16 protein-coding genes are annotated in these 16,754 nt (G+C 67.6%); 13 read left to right on the top strand and 3 right to left on the bottom strand.

What is annotated here, in order from left to right; translation table 11 throughout:
- Window positions 1-7: 7 nt before the first annotated feature.
- Together ACFQPG_RS03855 and ACFQPG_RS03850 are read left to right on the top strand one after the other, a co-directional pair.
- Window positions 8-1,255 carry an aspartate kinase gene (locus ACFQPG_RS03855; protein ID WP_380810442.1) on the top strand — a complete coding sequence of 416 codons (1,248 nt, stop codon included), beginning with the start codon at window positions 8-10 and terminating at the stop codon, window positions 1,253-1,255.
- Window positions 1,252-2,310 carry an NAD(P)H-dependent flavin oxidoreductase gene (locus tag ACFQPG_RS03850; protein WP_380810441.1) on the top strand — a complete coding sequence of 353 codons (1,059 nt, stop codon included), beginning with the start codon at window positions 1,252-1,254 and terminating at the stop codon, window positions 2,308-2,310. The genes ACFQPG_RS03855 and ACFQPG_RS03850 overlap by 4 nt, the downstream gene beginning before the upstream one ends.
- Window positions 2,311-2,313: 3 nt before the next feature.
- On the opposite strand, the gene ACFQPG_RS03845 is transcribed toward ACFQPG_RS03850, so the two are convergent.
- Window positions 2,314-2,757: a hemerythrin domain-containing protein gene (locus ACFQPG_RS03845; RefSeq protein ID WP_380810440.1), complete on the bottom strand. Its 444-nt coding sequence runs from the start codon at window positions 2,755-2,757 to the stop codon at window positions 2,314-2,316.
- A 151-nt stretch (window positions 2,758-2,908) separates the two neighbouring features.
- Here ACFQPG_RS03845 and ptsP point away from each other — a divergent pair, with 151 nt between their 5' ends.
- From ptsP to tilS, 4 genes are all read left to right on the top strand, one after another.
- Window positions 2,909-5,179: a phosphoenolpyruvate--protein phosphotransferase gene (gene ptsP, locus ACFQPG_RS03840; RefSeq protein WP_380810439.1), complete on the top strand. Its 2,271-nt coding sequence runs from the start codon at window positions 2,909-2,911 to the stop codon at window positions 5,177-5,179.
- Between the two features lie 92 nt (window positions 5,180-5,271).
- A complete protein-coding gene (locus ACFQPG_RS03835) occupies window positions 5,272-6,060 on the top strand; it encodes a helix-turn-helix domain-containing protein (protein WP_380810438.1) in 789 nt (262 codons plus the stop codon).
- Window positions 6,061-6,126: 66 nt separating this feature from the next.
- A complete protein-coding gene (locus tag ACFQPG_RS03830; RefSeq protein WP_380810437.1) occupies window positions 6,127-6,999 on the top strand; it encodes a hypothetical protein in 873 nt (290 codons plus the stop codon).
- Window positions 7,000-7,028: 29 nt separating this feature from the next.
- Window positions 7,029-7,958, top strand: coding sequence for a tRNA lysidine(34) synthetase TilS (gene tilS / locus ACFQPG_RS03825; protein WP_380810436.1), 930 nt, complete (start codon window positions 7,029-7,031; stop codon window positions 7,956-7,958).
- Here the strand turns inward: tilS and ACFQPG_RS03820 are convergent.
- A complete protein-coding gene (locus ACFQPG_RS03820; RefSeq protein ID WP_380810435.1) occupies window positions 7,955-8,821 on the bottom strand; it encodes a serine hydrolase in 867 nt (288 codons plus the stop codon). The two genes, tilS and ACFQPG_RS03820, sit on opposite strands and share 4 nt — an antisense overlap.
- Window positions 8,822-9,060: 239 nt before the next feature.
- On the opposite strand from ACFQPG_RS03820, the gene ftsH reads away from it, so the two are divergent.
- Together ftsH and ACFQPG_RS03810 are read left to right on the top strand one after the other, a co-directional pair.
- Window positions 9,061-11,013, top strand: coding sequence for an ATP-dependent zinc metalloprotease FtsH (gene ftsH, locus ACFQPG_RS03815; protein WP_380810434.1), 1,953 nt, complete (start codon window positions 9,061-9,063; stop codon window positions 11,011-11,013).
- Window positions 11,014-11,085: 72 nt separating this feature from the next.
- Window positions 11,086-11,466, top strand: coding sequence for a hypothetical protein (locus tag ACFQPG_RS03810; RefSeq protein WP_380810433.1), 381 nt, complete (start codon window positions 11,086-11,088; stop codon window positions 11,464-11,466).
- On the opposite strand, the gene ACFQPG_RS03805 is transcribed toward ACFQPG_RS03810, so the two are convergent.
- Complete coding sequence (locus ACFQPG_RS03805; RefSeq protein ID WP_380810432.1) at window positions 11,463-12,512, bottom strand: DUF3667 domain-containing protein; 1,050 nt, start codon at window positions 12,510-12,512, stop codon at window positions 11,463-11,465. The two genes, ACFQPG_RS03810 and ACFQPG_RS03805, sit on opposite strands and share 4 nt — an antisense overlap.
- 42 nt (window positions 12,513-12,554) lie before the next feature.
- Between ACFQPG_RS03805 and ACFQPG_RS03800 the strand changes: the two genes are divergently transcribed.
- From ACFQPG_RS03800 to ACFQPG_RS03780, 5 genes are all read left to right on the top strand, one after another.
- On the top strand, window positions 12,555-13,232 hold the full coding sequence (locus tag ACFQPG_RS03800; protein ID WP_380811699.1) for a nicotinate-nucleotide adenylyltransferase: 678 nt from the start codon (window positions 12,555-12,557) through the stop codon (window positions 13,230-13,232).
- A complete protein-coding gene (gene rsfS / locus ACFQPG_RS03795) occupies window positions 13,186-13,620 on the top strand; it encodes a ribosome silencing factor (protein ID WP_380810431.1) in 435 nt (144 codons plus the stop codon). The genes ACFQPG_RS03800 and rsfS overlap by 47 nt, the downstream gene beginning before the upstream one ends.
- Window positions 13,621-13,744: 124 nt before the next feature.
- A complete protein-coding gene (locus ACFQPG_RS03790) occupies window positions 13,745-14,167 on the top strand; it encodes a 23S rRNA (pseudouridine(1915)-N(3))-methyltransferase RlmH (RefSeq protein ID WP_380811697.1) in 423 nt (140 codons plus the stop codon).
- 5 nt (window positions 14,168-14,172) lie between these two features.
- On the top strand, window positions 14,173-15,324 hold the full coding sequence (locus tag ACFQPG_RS03785; protein WP_380810430.1) for a murein hydrolase activator EnvC family protein: 1,152 nt from the start codon (window positions 14,173-14,175) through the stop codon (window positions 15,322-15,324).
- Between the two features lie 33 nt (window positions 15,325-15,357).
- Window positions 15,358-16,695 (top strand): S41 family peptidase, encoded by a 1,338-nt coding sequence (locus ACFQPG_RS03780; protein ID WP_380810429.1) that lies wholly within the window; start codon window positions 15,358-15,360, stop codon window positions 16,693-16,695.
- Window positions 16,696-16,754: the final 59 nt, after the last annotated feature.

The raw sequence follows: 16,754 nt of genomic DNA, 5'->3' as shown, positions 1-16,754 counted from the left end.
TCCGCCTATGCCCCGCATCGTGATGAAATTCGGCGGAACGTCCATGGCCGGAATGGAGCGCATCCGGAGCGTCGCCGAGCGGGTCAAGCGGGAAGCGGAAGCGGGCCACGAGGTGCTGGTGGTCGTCTCCGCCATGGCGGGAGAAACCGACCGCCTGATCCAGCTGTGCCGGGAAGCCGCCGCCCTCCATGACGCGCGCGAATATGATGTGGTGGTTGCCAGCGGGGAGCAGGTCACCGCCGGCCTGCTCGCGATGACGCTGCAGAACCTGGGAGTGAACGCGCGCAGCTTCATGGGCTGGCAGCTGGTCCAGGCTTCCGGCGCTCACGGCAACGCCCGGATCGAGGCGGTCGAGCACCGGCTGCTCGACGAAGCACTGCAGCGCGGCACGGTGGCCGTGATCCCCGGCTTCCAGGGCGTCAGCGGCGACAACCGGATCGCAACGCTCGGCCGCGGCGGATCGGACACCAGCGCGGTCGCGCTTGCTGCGGGGGTCAAGGCCGACCGCTGCGACATCTACACCGATATCGACGGCGTCTATACCACCGACCCGCGCATCGTGCCCCGCGCCCGCAAGCTGCACCAGGTCACGTTCGAGGAGATGCTGGAGCTGGCCGGAGTCGGGTCCAAGGTGCTCCAGGTCCGCTCGGTCGGGCTCGCCATGCGCGAGGGCATGCCGCTGCGCGTGTTGTCGGCGTTTGAGGACAGGCCCGGCACCGAAATCGTCACCACCTTGAGGAGCGACATGGAACGCAACGCCATCGCCGGCATCGCCGCCGACCGCAACGAGGCGAGGGTCACGCTGACCCGGATCGCCGATCGGCCGGGCACGGTCGCCGCGGTCATTGGCCCGCTCAGCAAGGCGGGCATCACCATCGACATGATCGTCCACGCCGCCACCCCGAACCGGGGCGCGTCCGACCTCACCTTCACCCTGCCCCGCCCCAGCCTGGCGCAGGCGATGGCTGTGATCGGCGAGCATCGCGCCGCGATCGGCTATTCGGAAATGATGACCGACCAGGCGGTGGCCAAGGTCAGCATCGTCGGCGTCGGCATCCGCTCCAATCCGGACCTTGCCGCCCGGATGTTCGACACGCTCGCCGACCGCAACATCAACCTGCTCGCCGTCTCAGCCAGCGAGATCAAGGTCAGCGCCCTGATCGCAGAAGAAGAATTGGAGCTTGCCGTGCGCGTCCTTCACACCGCCTTCGGCCTCGATGCCGTTCCCGAACCGGCCGACGAGGCCGCGCGATGAGCGGCGAAGGCCTGATCACCAACCCGCGCCCGGTGCATGCCACACTCGGGCACCAGCGCCTCGCCGATCTGTGGCGGCGCGGAACCGAGTTCCTCGGCTCCGAAGTGGCGATCATGGGCGGGGCGATGAGCTGGGTCAGCGAACGCCACCTGGTTTCCGCGATCTCCAATGCCGGCGGGTTCGGCGTGATCGCCTGCGGGGCGATGAACCCGGAGCTGCTCGATACCGAGATCGCCGAGACGAGGGCGCGGACGGAGCGGCCGTTCGGCGTCAACCTCATCACCATGCACCCGCAGCTGTCCGAACTGATCGACGTCTGTGCCAAGCATGGGGTCGGCCATGTCGTCCTCGCCGGTGGCCTGCCGCCCGGTGGCGCGATCGAGCGGATCAAGCTGAGGGGAGCCAGGCTGATCGCGTTCGCCCCGGCGCTCTCGCTGGCGAAAAAGCTGATGCGCTCCGGGGTCGACGCGATCGTGATCGAGGGGATGGAAGCCGGCGGCCACATCGGGCCGGTCTCGACCTCCGTCCTGGCGCAGGAGATCCTGCCGCACGTGGCGGCCAACATCCCAGTCTTCGTCGCCGGGGGCATCGGCCGCGGCGAAGCGATTGCCGCTTATCTCGAGATGGGCGCCAGCGGAGTGCAGCTCGGCACCCGCTTCGTCTGCGCACACGAGAGTATCGCCCACGCCAATTTCAAGAAGGCCTTCCTGCGCGCCTCGGCCCGCGACGCGGTGCCGAGCGTTCAAATCGACCCGCGCCTGCCGGTGATCCCGGTCCGTGCGCTCAAGAACAAGGAAACCGAGCGCTTCGCCGCCAAGCAGCGCGAGATCGCCGAGCATCTCGACGGCAAGCGGCTGGAGATGGCCGAGGCGCAGCTGCAGATCGAACATTACTGGGCCGGCGCCCTTCGCCGAGCAGTGATCGACGGTGACGTCGAGACCGGCAGCGTGATGGCGGGTCAGTCGGTCGGCATGGTCACTCGCGAGGAGCCGGTCGCAGCGATCCTTGCCGAACTGGTCGACGAAGCCGCCGCTGCGCTGGAAAGCCGCGGCTGACGACTAGGCGATCCGCACCAGCGCCGGATCGTCAAGGGCGTCGGCGAACGGGTACAGGACCGCATTCTCCTGCTCGATCCGGTGTTTCAGGGCGCCGAAGATCGTACGGCTCTCCCGGCGAAATTCGACGAAGTTGGCCAGCACCACCGTCGACGCCGACCAGCGTTGCGCGAAATCCTCGAACCGGCGCGACAGGTCGCCCATCTCGGCCTGGAACCGGATCGCGGTGAGCGATGCTTCGCTGTTGTCGACCGCGGTCAGAGCCGGATAGAGTAACCGGTCTTCCTGGGCGAAATGAATGCGCAGCAGGCCGGTGAGCTTCGCGAGCTTGAGCACGATCTGGAACGCCTGCGGCTCGCTTGGCGGCTGCAGGCTCAGCGCCGCGATCTCCCCGACAAGGGCCACGGCAAGATCGTGCTGGGCGCGCATCAGGGTAGTTCGTGGCATGCCGCCGCTCCTCGATTGAAGCGCCCGGGTGCAGCCGCCCATCTTTCCGGAACACTGCCATCACCTCGGAAACGGACCGATCGGCCGCGCGGCCGACGGCGCGGGCCGCTGTCGCTTGGAAGCGCCGCCCCTTCCTGTTAGCGCTTGTTGCATGCCGCTGACCGCCGCCACCGCCGCCCGCGAGATCCTGACGGGTCTGCACGACGTGATGGCCAGGAAGGGCTCGGCGCAGGTCAAGCTCGACCGCGTGGTGGACCTGATCGCCGAGGCGATGAGGAGTGAGGTCTGCTCAATCTACTTGCTGCGCGACAACAGCCTGGAACTGTTCGCGACCCACGGCCTGCGCAAGGAAGCGGTGCATGTCACTCGGCTGGCAATGGGCCAGGGCCTGGTCGGCACCATTGCCGCCGAAGGTCGGATCCTCAACCTGGCGGAAGCGTCGAGCCACCCCGCTTTCGCCTACCGGCCGGAAACTGGCGAAGAAAGCTTCCACAGCTTTGCCGGAGTGCCCATCGTCCGCCGCGAAACGGCGATTGGCGTGCTTGCCGTCCAGCATGCGGAGGCGCGGCGCTACGACGATGTCGAGATCGAGGCCTTGCAGACCGTGGCGATGGTGCTGGCCGAACTGATTGCCGGCGCCCGGCTGGTCGACGGGTCGGACCGCCGGCGCGGGCAGCGCGATGGCGGCACGGTGCGGCTGGCGGGGCTCAAGCTCGTTACCGGCATGGCCAAGGGCAGCGCCGTGTTCCACCAACCCCGCATCGTGGTGGAGCATACGGTCGCCGAGGATACCGAGCTGGAGCGTGCGCGGGTCTACGCCGCGTTCCGCAAGATGCGCGAACAGATCGAGCATATGACGCGCGAGGCCGAGTTCGGCACAGCCGGCGAGCATCAGGAGATCCTCGAGACCTACAAGATGTTCGCCTATGACGAAGGCTGGGCGCGGCGAATCAACGAGGCGATCGACAGTGGCCTCACCGCCGAGGCCGCGATCGAGCGGGTGCAGCAGCGCACCCGAGCACGGATGCAGGAGATCGACGATCCGCTTCTGAAGGAGCGGATGCACGACCTGGAAGACCTGTCCAACCGGCTGCAACGCATCGTCTCCGGCCGGATGGGCACCGCGGCGCAGACCGGCCTCAACCGTGACACGATCCTGATCGCGCGCAACCTCGGGCCGGCGGAACTGCTGGAATATGACCGGCGGCGGTTGAAGGGTGTGATCCTGGAGGAAGGATCGCTGACCGCGCACGTCACCATCGTTGCCCGCGCAATGGGCGTCCCGGTGATCGGCCGGGTGCCGGACATCCGCCATACCGCCAATGAGGGCGACGTCATCCTGCTCGACGGCGACCAGGGAAGCATTGTCGTCCGCCCCGCGAGTGCGTCCCTGTCCACGTTCGAAAGCCGCATGGCGACCAGCCAGCGCCGACGGGCCGAGTTCGCGGCGATCCGAAACGAGCCGCCGGTCACCCGCGATGGCCTTCGTACGACGCTGATGGTCAATGCCGGGCTTGCCGAGGACGCGGCCAGCCTCGGCGCGGTCGGCGCGGACGGCATCGGGCTGTTCCGCACAGAGTTCCAGTTCCTGGTCGCGGCGACGCTGCCGGGGCGCGAAAGCCAGCACCGGCTGTACAAGCAGGTGCTGGAGTCCGCCGGCGACAAGCCGGTGGTGTTCCGCACAGTCGACATCGGCGGCGACAAGGCCCTGCCCTACCTGTCCGACGAAAGGGACGAGGCGGAGAACCCCGCCATGGGCTGGCGTGCGCTGCGGCTCAGCCTGGAACGCTCGACCTTGATGAAGGCCCAGGCCCGGGCCCTGATCGAAGCCGCGGACCGGCGGACGCTACGGGTGATGTTTCCGATGGTGTCGGAACCGTGGGAATATGAAGAAGCTCGCAAGCTGTTCGAGGATCAGCTGGAATGGGCCCGCTTGGCCGGGCGGCCGACGCCCGCGCGGGTCGAGTTCGGCGCGATGCTGGAGGTGCCGAGCCTAGCCGAGATGCTCGACGTGCTCCTGCCGCGGCTCGATTTCCTATCGATCGGGACCAATGACCTCACCCAGTTCCTGTTTGCCGCCGACCGCGCCGATCCGCGGCTGGCGCTGCGCTACGACTGGCTGAGCCCGGCGATCCTGCGCTTTCTGCGCCGGGTGATCCGCGAGGCCGATGCTGCCGGAGTGCCGGTCCGCATCTGCGGGGAGATGGGCGGCCGCCCGCTCGAGGCAATGGCGCTGATCGGCATCGGGCTCGAGAACTTCTCGATCACGCCGGCGGCGGTCGGGCCCGTCAAGGCGATGATCCGCTCGCTCGATGCCTCCGCAATCCGCGCCCGGATGGAACAATGGCTCGCGCGACCGCCGCGCGACCTGCGCCGGACGCTGACCGAATGGGGCAAGAAGCAGGGTGTGATGCTGGGCTGAGCAGCCCTCGGCGACCAGCGCAGATGTCGAAGGGCGTTGACAGGCTGCTCGTGGGTTTGGACAAGGCGCAAACGGGGCCAGGCGGGACGATCATGGTTGATGAGGCAGCGGGTATCGAAACGACGGTCGGCGAACGGTTGAAAGCCGCCCGGGAGGCTCAGGACATGAGCCTTGAAGACGTGGCCGCCCGCACCCGCATCCCAACCCGCCACCTGGAAAGCATCGAGGCCAGCGCCTGGGACAAGCTTCCCGCACCCACTTATTCCATCGGCTTCGCCAAATCCTACGCCTCCGCGGTTGGATTGGACCGGACCGAAGTCGGCGACCAGCTGCGGGCCGAGATGGGCGGCACTCGCCCGCAGTCGACTGCGCCGGACGTGTTTGAGCCTGCCGACCCGGCTCGGGTCATGCCCAAGTGGCTGGTGATCGGGGCCGTCGTGGCGGTCGGCCTCTTGATCGCGGCCTTGCTGTTCCTGCGCGAGCGCAGCCTGGAGGCGGACGATGCCGCCCCGGTCGCGGTTGCCGGGGGCACGGAGGCGGCTCCGGTTCAACCGGCGGCGGCGCCAGCGCCGGCGGCGGCGGGGCCGGTCGTGATCACCGCCAACGAGCCGGTCTGGATTCAGGTCTATGAGCGCGCCGGCCAGACTCTGTTCCAGGGTGAGCTCCGCGCCGGACAGAGCTTCGAGGTGCCGGCCTCGGCAACCGCGCCGTTGCTGCGCACCGGCAAGCCTGAGGCGCTTCGCGTTTCGGTCGGCACCGCCGATGCTCCGGCGATCGGCCCTGCGGCGACCACGGTGCGCGATGTCAGCCTGCTCGGGCCCGAGCTGATGCGTGGCTCAGGCGCCACAGCGCCTGCCGCAACAACTCCGGCGCGCCGCTGATTCATCTCCGCGCAAGGCAGCGCCCGGCACCCCTTCGTCCCAAGGCCTTCATTTCAAGAGACCTCCATGCGCACCATTGTCCTGTCCGCCCTCGCTTTGTCCCTCGCCATGCCGGCGGCTGCGCAGCGCCCGATTTCGCCCGAAGAGCGGATCGAGCGGCTGGAACGCCAGACCCGGCAGATCCAGCGCCGCATCTTTCCGCAAGGGCAGCCGGTCGACACCGCCGGGGTCGCCGATGACCCTGCCGCCAGCCAGATCGTGGTCGTGGCCTTGTCCAACCGGATCGACAATCTGGAGCGGCAGCTGGCGGAAATGACCCGGGTGGCACAGGAGAATGGAACCCGCGTCGCGACGCTGGAGGCCGAACTTGCCCGCTCCCGCAGCGATCTCGAGCGGCGGCTTCGCGACCTGGAGAACGCTCCCCGAGCCGCTGCTCCGGCGACCGGCACCGTCTCCGACCCCGATGCTCCCAGGCGCGTTCAACCCAGGGCCGAGCCAGCCACCAAGCCGGCGGCTCCCAAGCCCGCGGACCCGAGCGGATCGACCTTCGTCGCCGACGGCGAAGCGGCTTATGATGCCGGCTTCCAGCTCTGGACCCAGAAGAAGTACGATCAGGCGATCACCGCCCTGCGCGCGATGGCCTCGTCTTTTCCCGGCCACCGGCGGGTGAGCTGGGCCAACAACCTCGTTGGTCGGTCCCTGCTCGACAAGGGCGAGCCGCGGGCCGCAGCGGAAGCCCTGCTCGCCAACTACCGCGGCAACCCCAAGGGCGAACGCGCGCCTGACAGCCTGTTCTACCTCGGCCAGGCGCTCGTTGCGCTCAAGCAGGCGGGTCAGGCCTGTAAGGCCTATGCCGAGTTGGAAGAGGTCTATGGTGCCAACATGCGCGGGGAGCTGAAGAGCCTGTTGCCCGGAGCCAAAAGCAGGGCCGGTTGCTGAGGCAATCGGACAGCTGGCGGTAGGCTGGATTGCTTCCGCTTGAGCGCTTCAACCGCGATCTAACCCGCTTACTCTCGCCTGGCGGGCGGATCGGTATTGCCGTGTCCGGCGGGCCTGACAGCCTCGCGCTTCTGTTGCTTGCCGCCGCCGCGCGCCCGGGCGAGATCGAGGCGGCGACAGTGGACCACGGGCTTCGGCACGACAGCGCGGACGAGGCCCGGTTCGTTGCGCGGGTCTGCGCCGAACGGACGATCCCGCACGCCGTCCTGCCAGTCAGGGTGGAGCCGGGCGCAAGCCTTCAGGCGCGGGCCCGCGAAGTGCGCTACGCCGCCCTCGCCAAATGGGCGCATGAACGCCGCCTCGCCGCCATCCTCACCGCCCACCATGCCGACGACCAGGCCGAGACTTTGCTGTTGCGGCTGGCCCGCGGCGCGGGGCTGGCGGGGCTGAGCAGCATCCGCGCCTGCAGTCCGCTGGCCGGGGCGACGGTGCTCCGGCCCCTCCTGAGTTGGCGAAAGAGCGAACTGGAGGCGATCGTCGAAGCAGCCGGTTTGATCCCCATCCGCGACCCGGCGAACCACGACCCGCGCCACGATCGTACCGCTGCCCGCAAGCTGCTGGAGCGCACGGAGTGGCTACAGCCCGCACGGCTGGCGGCCAGCGCAGCCCACCTTGCGGCTTCCGAGGAAGCCCTCGAATTCGCGGCCGCAAGCATGTTCAGTTTGCGGGCAGAGGACCGGCCCTCTGAGCTCCTGCTGACCGCTGCCGACCTGCCGGCGGAGCTTCAGCGCCGCCTCATGCTGCTGGCTTTCGTGAAGCTGGGCGCACCCCCGCCGCGCGGACCGGACCTCGACCGTGCGCTGGCCGTGCTCCGCTCAAACGGCAGTTGTACCTTGTCGGGGCTCCAGCTCAGCGGTGGCGAGCGATGGCGGATCGCCCCTGCGCCACCCCGGCGTTAGTTGGCGCCGAGCACCGGGGCACCGCCGAGCACGGCAGGAGCGGTGAAGGTCTGCCGGACCATGGTCGCGAAGCCGTAGTAGATGGTGCGTGCCGCTTCGGCGATCCCGCGCGGGCGGTCGGTGCCCCCACGGGCGAAAAAGGCGACCGCCAGCCGCCGTCCGTCCGGCAGCGTGATGTAGCCGACGTCGCTGGTATAATTGTTGAGCGTGCCCGTCTTGTGCTGCACCGGCGTGAAGGGCGACAGCAGGCCGCGGATGCGGTTCTTCCCGGTGGCGCAGCGGCCCATCGTTTGCAGCAGGTACATGCGGCTGTGCGGCTTCAGCACCCGGCCGCGATCAAGCTGCTTCAACATCGCCACCATCGCGTTGGGCGTGCTCGAGTCGCGCAGGTCCCACAGGTCGCGCGGGTCTGCGAGAAGCCGGGCGATGGTGCGGTCGACACGCATGTTGCTGAACCCGTTGTGGCTCAGCCAGGTCTGGATGCCGGACGGTCCGCCCAGGTCGCGCATCAGCATGTCGGTGGCGGCATTGTCCGATTTGATCAGCATCGCCTCCATCAGCTGCCGCGCGGAGCGGGAGCCGATGCGGTCGTCGAGCGACCGCCGGCCATAGTCGACCTGCTGCAGGTAGGCGGCGGCCACCGCGACCTTCATCGTGCTGGCCATCGGAAACGCCTTGTCGCCATTGACGCTGACCGCCTCACCCGTGTCGAGGTCGAGCGCGGAAACCCCATAATCGCCCGGACGATTGGCCAACAGCGCGGCCAGTTGCTGCTCCAGCGGGCGCAGGTTGGCACTCGACGCGGCCGCCGCGGGCTGGGCGGTAAATGCAAGAAGCCAGCAGAACAGGGCAAGAAGGCGCATTTCTTCTCCCGGGTGGCAAAGTGAATATGCCTGAAAGAGGATGCCGGTTCCATTCGGCCCGGCTCCTGTTTCATGCAGGAACAAAGCGATCCTGGCACCCCTTCGGGGATTCGGCCTGTCGCGCAGCTTAACCACCCCGCCGCTAACCGGCTCGCCGTTGCAGCGGGGCTACAGGTCGCCGTTCCATTGTCATTAAGGGCCAAGCGCCTATCTTGCCGGCACGCACGCAAAGGACGGTCATGAACGACAAGGACAAGAAGCCCGGCAACCCCTGGACGAAGAGCCTGCTGATCTGGGTCGCGGTATTGTTCGGTCTGGTGCTGTTCGCGCAGATGATCGACGGCGGCAGCCGCGCCGCGGCGGGAGACCCAATCGCTTATTCCGAGTTCGTCCGCCAGGTCGACGAGGGCAATGTTCGCTCGGTCACCACCGCGACCGGCGCCAGCGGCAATCAGGTGATCGTCGGCAAGCTGGCCAACGGCAGCGGCTTTTCGACCACCGCGCCGTCTGACGCGCAGGTTACCGATCGCCTGATCCAGAAGGGCGTCCAGGTCCAGGCGAAGGACGCCGAGCAGTCGAGCTTCTGGCTGATCCTGCTCTACCAGTCGCTGCCCTTCCTGCTGATCCTCGGCGTGTCGTTCTTCATCATGCGCCAGATGCAGAAGAATGCCGGGTCGGGCGCGATGGGCTTCGGCAAGAGCCGCGCCCGAATGCTGACGGAGAAGCAGGGCCGTGTGACCTTCGCCGACGTCGCCGGCATCGACGAAGCGCGTGAAGAGCTTCAGGAAATCGTCGAATATCTCAAGGATCCCGGCAAGTTTGCCCGGCTGGGCGGCAAGATCCCCAAGGGCGCGCTGCTGGTCGGCTCGCCCGGCACCGGCAAGACCCTGCTCGCCCGCGCTATCGCCGGTGAGGCCGGAGTGCCCTTCTTCACCATCTCCGGCTCCGACTTCGTCGAGATGTTTGTCGGCGTCGGCGCCAGCCGCGTTCGCGACATGTTCGAGCAGGCCAAGAAGTCGGCGCCGTGCATCGTCTTCATCGACGAGATCGACGCGGTCGGCCGCCATCGCGGCGCCGGCCTCGGCAACGGCAACGACGAGCGCGAGCAGACGCTCAACCAGCTGCTGGTGGAGATGGACGGCTTCGAGGCCAACGAAGGCATCATCATCATCGCAGCGACCAACCGTCCCGATGTGCTCGACCCGGCGCTGCTGCGTCCGGGCCGATTCGACCGCCAGGTGGTGGTGCCACGGCCCGATATCGACGGCCGCGAGCAGATCTTGGGCGTCCACATGAAGAAGGTGCCGCTCGCGCCTGACGTCGACTCGCGGGTGATCGCCCGGGGCACGCCCGGCTTCTCCGGCGCCGACCTCGCCAACCTCGTCAACGAGGCGGCGCTGCTCGCCGCGCGCAAGGGCAAGCGGCTGGTCGCGATGAGCGAGTTCGAGGAAGCCAAGGACAAGGTCATGATGGGCACCGAGCGACGCTCGATGGTCATGACCGAAGATGAGAAGAAGATGACCGCCTACCATGAGGCCGGTCACGCGATCGTCGCTCTGCACGAGCCCGCGTCCGATCCGATCCACAAGGCGACGATCATCCCGCGCGGCCGGGCTCTGGGCATGGTCATGCGCCTGCCTGAACGGGACAGCTACAGCTATCACCGGGACAAGATGTACGCGAACCTGGCAGTGGCCATGGGCGGCCGGGTCGCCGAGGAAGTGATCTTCGGCTACGACAAGGTCAGCTCGGGCGCCTCGTCTGACATTCAGTATGCCACCGGCCTGGCGCGCGACATGGTCACCCGGTGGGGCATGTCCGATGCGCTCGGGCCGCTGCAATATGCCGAAGCGGACGAAGAGGTGTTCCTCGGCTATTCAGTCAATCGCCAGAAGAACATGTCCAACGAGACCGCGCAGGCGATCGACGCCGAAATCCGGCGGATCGTCGAGACTGGCTACGACCGCGCCAAGCATCTGCTGGAAGAGCATCGCGACGAACTGGAGACGCTGGCCCGCGCCCTTCTGGAATATGAGACACTCAGCGGCGACGAAATCAAGTCGGTCCTGAACGGCGGAACAATCGACCGGGGTCACGGCCACAAGCCGATCATACCGGCGACCGGCACCTCCATTCCCAAGAGCAAGCGCCCGCAAGCGGGCGTTGGCGGAGCGGCTCCGGCGGGCGCCTGATCACGCACCGTTAAAGTTGCATTCAGCGACGATCTCCCCTTTTCTGCGCGTCGCCGAAATGGGAGAATGTTCTTGCGTAAATCGATCGTGCTTGCCGCTGTCTTCTTGATGGTCCCGGCGGCGGCGTCCGCCCAGTCGATGAATGCCGAAGCCTTTCACAAGCGGGCGACCGCGCTCACCAAAAAGGGCGCCATGGCGGTCTTCTCGCCGGGCGAGATCAAGGCACTGATGAGCGAGGGGAAGGCGGCCGGACAGCGCTCTCGCGAACTCCGCCTCGCGGCGGTCAAGTCCGGTTCCAGGCCGCGCTACTGCCCGCCGGAAGGTCCGCAAAGCATGACCAGCACGGAGTTCATGAAGCATCTCAGCGCGATCCCGCAGGCGGAACGGCAGAAGATCGACATGACAGAAGCCACGACGCGAGTGCTCGCCGTCAAATTTCCCTGCAAGGGCTAGTCGAAGATCCCCAGCCCGACGAGGATCAGCAGGAACGCCGTCAACGCCGTCATTGTAAAGACCAGCAGCAGCAGTGTCCGCCACAGCGCCGATCCGCGGGACAGCGAGTAGGCGTCGCGCAGCTGGCGGTACATATGGATCGGCGGCACGAACCAGAGGAACGAGGCCAGGCTCCCCCATCCTGCGGCCATCAGCAGGCTCCCGACCAGCGCAAGCAGGGTCATGAAACACAATGAGTAAGTGACGAACACCGTGTGGTCGTACATCCGGAAGCGACGGCTGAACGGAAACAGCAGCCACAGGAAGGGCACCGACAGCGGTATCAGCATCCAGCTGAACTTGTAGGCATTGGTCTTCAGCTTGAAGAGCAACAGCTCCGGGTTCTTGCCGGCCTTTTCGAATGGGCCGCGGAGAAATTCCGGGACGTCGTCCGACAATCGCACCGCACTACCGGCGATGATGCCACGTTCGGACATGGCGCGAACTACGCCGAGTTCTTCGCCCGCTGCGGCCAGTCGGCGGTCGAGCGCGGCAGTCGACCCTCCTCTCGACACGACTTCGGTCCGCTGCGCGATGAGCCTGTCGATCAGCCTCTGCTGAGCCTCCGCACTATTCTCCATTCCCTGCTCGATCGAGGCGGCGGTAGGCGTGACGACGCTTCCGGTCGCGCTCAACACCGCGAACATCAGGAACACGCTGAACAGGAATAGCGCGATCGGCGAGACGAAGCTGGCCCGCTCTACTTCGATATAGCGGCGGGTCAGATCTCCTGGCCGCCAGACAAGCATCGGCAGGGTTCGCCAGATCTTGCCTTCGAAGTGGAACACGCCGTGGAGGAGGTCGTGTCCGAAGGCACTGAGGCTGCGGTGCACATGACCGCGCTGCCCGCAGGCATGGCAATAGTCGCCGACCAGGTCAGTCCCGCAATTCAGGCATCGGGTTTCGTGCGTGTGGCCGTCGGCGGCGACCTCGCCTGCGCCCGGCTCGACCGCACGCCCGACCAGCCCGCCGGTGACCGCATCCGCAATCGGCTCCATGCCCGTCATCTCTACATCCCCCAGCGCCACAGTGGTCCAAACCGTTCGCGGCTGCTAGCCCTTCACCGCATGCGGCGCATCGGTCTGCTTGGCGGCTCCTTCAACCCGGCCCACCGTGCGCACCGCCGGATGAGCCTGGCGGCGCTGGACGCATTGGACCTGGACGAGGTCTGGTGGCTGGTGTCGCCCGGCAACCCGCTCAAGCCCAAGGCGGGCATGGCGCCCTATGCCGCGCGGCTTGCCTCGGCACGGGTGGAGGCACGGCGGGCGCGGATCCGGGTCAGCGACTTCGAAGCGCGGAACGGGACCCGTTTCACGGTCGACACGCTGCGGCTGCTGCTGGCCCGCTTTCCGCGCGACCGCTTCGTCTGGCTGATGGGCGAGGACACCGTGCCCCAGTTCCACGGGTGGAAAGACTGGCGCCGGATTGCCGCCATGCTGCCGATTGCGGTGCTTTCGCGGCCCGGGTATGATGGTGAAGCCCGCGCGGCTCCCGCGATGGGTTGGCTGCGTGGCTTCGTCCGGCCGCAACGCCAGGCACCAGGCTGGACGCGTTGGAGTGCACCGGCGATTTTCTTCCTGAGGCTTCCGCCCGACAGGACTTCCGCCACCGCCCTTCGCTTGGCTGATCCCGACTGGCATCTTCGTTTCTCCGGCCCCGAAAGCCGGCTTTCGCGCGTTCATGCATCCAGCAATTACAGGAGACCCCTTGGCCGACGACACCCCTGAGGCCGGCGCACCCGCCGCCCCGATCGACGTCGAAGAACTGCACCGCATCGTTCTGCAGTCGCTGGACGACGACCAAGCGGTCGACGTGATCTCCATTCCACTGGCGGGCAAGTCCAGCATCGCCGACCATATGGTGATCGCGTCCGGCCGCTCGACGCGCCAGGTGGCCAGCATGGCGACCAAGCTCGCCGACCGGCTGAAGAAGGATCACGGGCGCCTGGTCCGGATCGAAGGGCTGCCGACCGCCGACTGGGTGCTGATCGACGCCGACGACGTGATCGTTCACCTGTTCAGGCCGGAGGTCCGCAGCTTCTACAATCTGGAGCGCATGTGGGCGTTCGGGGATGACGCGCCGAAGCAGGCTGCGAACTCAAGCCCGGCGGGCTGATCATTTCCGTACGGCCCGAGCGAAATCGAGGGGCACTGCCGAGCGCAGCCGAGGCCACGTTCTCGACTTGGCTCGATAGAGGTTCTCGACTTCGCGCGGACCAGACGGTCTGAAGGTCCGCACTCTGCTCCTCCACATCATTGCTCGCGGGAAGATCGGCCGCTCCCCCGAGGCTGAGCTGGTCGAGCGCTACCTAAAGCGGATCAGCTGGCCGGTGAAGCTGACGGAGCTGCCCGACCGCGGCGGTACAATTCCCCCGCTGCCCGGCAACAGCGTCACGGTCGCGCTCGACGAGCGCGGCAAGGCGCTCTCGTCCGCCGATCTGGCCAAGCTGCTCGAGCGCTGGCGCGACGGCGGAAAACGCGAGGCACGGTTCCTGATCGGCGCGGCCGACGGGCACGGCGACACCGGCCGCGAAGGTGCCGACCTGTTGCTTGGCTTCGGTCCCGCAACCTGGCCGCACCTGCTGGTCCGGGCGATGCTGACCGAACAGCTATTTCGCGCAACCGCGATCCTTGCCAACCACCCCTATCATCGTGAAGGCTAGGGCCGATGCACCGCCTGCTCCTGCTGCTTGCCGCCCCGGCCTTGCTGTCCGCTACCGGTGCGGACCCGGCGGCCCAGGCTCGCGCCGAAGCGGTCCAGGCGCAGCGCGAGGCCGAGCGGCTCGACGCCGCGGCCAGGTCTGCCGACAGCGACGCGCTGCGCTTTCGTCGGGCCCAGGCCTCGGCCGCCGCCGCCATCCTGGCTGCCGAAGCGGGGATCAGCGCCGCGGAGTTCGAGGGTCGGAACCTGCAGCGCAGATTGAGTGAACATCGCGCGCGGCTCGCGCGCGAGCAACGGCCCGCTGCCTTGCTGCTCGCCGGGCTGGCGCAGATGGGCCGCCGGCCGCCTCTGCTGGCGCTGGCGGACGGTGGGTCGGTCGACGATTTCGTCCGCATGCGTGCGCTCATCGCCATGACGGTGCCGGAGGTTCGCCGCCGCTCGGCCGCGCTAGCTGCGCAGGTCGACGAGAACCGCCGGCTCGCCGAAGCGGTGGCCGCCACGCGCGGCGACCTCGCTCGAAGCCGCCAACAGCTCGCCGCCGCGCAGACGCGGTTCGAGACGCTCGAACGTCAGGCGAACGTCCGCTCTGCCGCCCTCGGGGTAGAGGCCCTGAACGCGGGCGACGTAGCGCTCGCCAGTGCCGACCTGGCAGCCGCGCTTGGCGAGAACAGCGGACGCGCGCGGTCCACCGCACGACTCGCGGCGCAGCTTGCAGCCTTGCCGCCGGCGCCGCCTCGGCCAGGTCAGGCGGGCACTTCGGCCGAGCCCCCGGCAATCCGCTACCAACTCCCCGTGTCCGGCCGAGTGCTGACCGGCCTTAGTGAAATCTCCGCCAACGGAGTGCGCTCGCGCGGCCTCAAGCTGAGGTCCGCGCGGGGCGCCCGCGTGACTGCTCCAGCCGATGGGCGGATCGCCTTCGCCGGCCCGTTCCGCTCTCGCGAAGGAGTGGTGATCATCGATCATGGCAGCGGCTGGATGACCTTGCTGACCGAGGTTCGCACCAGCCTGCGGTCCGGCGACCGGGTGGTCCGCGGAGACGCGCTCGGCCGGGCGCTCGGCGACGTCACGGTGGAGCTCAGCCGCAACGGCCGGCCCGAACCTGCTGCCCTCATCGCTCGTTCATCTCCCTTGCTGTCAAATGGCGGCAACTCGGGCTAAATGGAATCAAGCCCAGCGAAGGATTCGGCGCTCATGATCCGCAAGCTTCTTCCCCCGCTCGCCCTGGTCGGCGCGCTTGCCCTGGTTCCGGTGACCACCAGCTCGCTCGCCGCGGCCGATGTCGACACCTACAAGGAGCTGGAGACGTTCATGGGCGTCTTCGAGCGGGTGCGCGCCAACTATGTCGACCAGGTCGACGATCATACGCTGATCAAGGGCGCGATCGACGGCATGCTCGCCGCACTCGATCCGCACAGTTCCTACCTGGAAGCGTCCGACTTCCAGCAGATGAAGACGACCACCGACGGGAACTACGGCGGTCTTGGCCTGTCGGTCACGATGGAGGACGGCACCGTCAAGGTGATCACTCCGACCGAGGACACTCCGGCCGCGCGCGCCGGGATGAAGGCCGGCGACTATATCACCCACATCGATGGCGAGTTGCTTTACGGGCTCGAGCTTGACCAGGCGGTGGAAAAGATGCGCGGCGCGCCCGGGTCGGCGATCAAGCTGACGGTGGTCCGGCCGGGCCGCGACAAGCCATTCGACCTGTCCATTGTCCGCGAGCGGATCGAGCTCCGCCCGGTGAAGTGGGAGATCAAGGACGGGGTCGGAATCCTCAATATCAACCAATTCTCGGCCAACGTCGGCGAGGCGACCGAGGCGGCGCTGACCGCCATCGACAAGGCGACGGGCGGGCGGCCGACCGGTTACATCGTCGATCTCCGCTCCAACCCCGGCGGTCTGCTTGACCAGGCCATCCGCGTCTCCGACGCCTTCCTCGAACGTGGCGAGATCGTTTCCGAACGCGGTCGCGAGAAAGGCGATATCGAGCGCTTTTACGCCAAGCCGGGGGACATGGCGCACGGCCTGCCGATCATCGTGCTGGTGGATGCCGGCAGCGCCTCGGCCGCCGAGATCGTCGCGGGTGCGCTCCAAGACCAACGCCGCGCCATCGTCATGGGCGAGCGTAGTTTCGGCAAGGGCTCGGTCCAGACGGTCATCCAGCTCGCCCAGGACAGCGCGCTCCGCCTGACCACTGCGCGTTACTTCACCCCATCCGGCAAATCGGTGCAGGCTGGTGGGATCGATCCCGACATCGCCGTCCCGCAGCTCAGCGACGAGGATTACAAGAGCCGCCCGACCGTGCGCGAGGCCGACCTTCGCCGCCACCTGCTGAGCCAGGCCAAGGTCGATGATAAATTGCTCGAACGCGACGAGGGGACTGATCCGCGCTTCGCGATGACCGCCGCGGAACTGAAGAAGAAGGGCGTCGAGGACTTCCAGCTGCACTACGCGCTGCAGACGCTGAAGCGGCTCGCCCCGCCAACGCAGACCGCGGCCGGCGGCGTACCGGCCAAGTCGCGCTAGGCGCATGGACGCGCGAAGCGGAAGCTTGGCTGCGCAGGCGCGCACGGGCGATTCGCTGC

The organism is Sphingomonas sp. GCM10030256, assembly GCF_042666415.1.
GTDB lineage: Bacteria > Pseudomonadota > Alphaproteobacteria > Sphingomonadales > Sphingomonadaceae > Sphingomicrobium.
Note: the sequence above shows the minus strand (reverse complement) of the source record. Positions and strands in the feature narration are given on the sequence as shown.

What these genes read in the sequence shown, in the direction of transcription:
- ACFQPG_RS03850 (WP_380810441.1), top strand. Translation starts at nt 1,252, where the DNA reads ATGAGCGGCGAAGGCCTGATCACCAACCCGCGCCCGGTGCATGCCACA.
- ptsP (WP_380810439.1), top strand. Translation starts at nt 2,909, where the DNA reads ATGCCGCTGACCGCCGCCACCGCCGCCCGCGAGATCCTGACGGGTCTG.
- ftsH (WP_380810434.1), top strand. Translation starts at nt 9,061, where the DNA reads ATGAACGACAAGGACAAGAAGCCCGGCAACCCCTGGACGAAGAGCCTG.
- ACFQPG_RS03820 (WP_380810435.1), bottom strand. Translation starts at nt 8,821, where the DNA reads ATGCGCCTTCTTGCCCTGTTCTGCTGGCTTCTTGCATTTACCGCCCAG.
- ACFQPG_RS03835 (WP_380810438.1), top strand. Translation starts at nt 5,272, where the DNA reads ATGGTTGATGAGGCAGCGGGTATCGAAACGACGGTCGGCGAACGGTTG.
- ACFQPG_RS03830 (WP_380810437.1), top strand. Translation starts at nt 6,127, where the DNA reads ATGCGCACCATTGTCCTGTCCGCCCTCGCTTTGTCCCTCGCCATGCCG.
- ACFQPG_RS03855 (WP_380810442.1), top strand. Translation starts at nt 8, where the DNA reads ATGCCCCGCATCGTGATGAAATTCGGCGGAACGTCCATGGCCGGAATG.
- ACFQPG_RS03780 (WP_380810429.1), top strand. Translation starts at nt 15,358, where the DNA reads ATGATCCGCAAGCTTCTTCCCCCGCTCGCCCTGGTCGGCGCGCTTGCC.
- ACFQPG_RS03805 (WP_380810432.1), bottom strand. Translation starts at nt 12,512, where the DNA reads ATGACGGGCATGGAGCCGATTGCGGATGCGGTCACCGGCGGGCTGGTC.
- rsfS (WP_380810431.1), top strand. Translation starts at nt 13,186, where the DNA reads ATGCATCCAGCAATTACAGGAGACCCCTTGGCCGACGACACCCCTGAG.
- ACFQPG_RS03785 (WP_380810430.1), top strand. Translation starts at nt 14,173, where the DNA reads ATGCACCGCCTGCTCCTGCTGCTTGCCGCCCCGGCCTTGCTGTCCGCT.
- ACFQPG_RS03845 (WP_380810440.1), bottom strand. Translation starts at nt 2,757, where the DNA reads ATGCCACGAACTACCCTGATGCGCGCCCAGCACGATCTTGCCGTGGCC.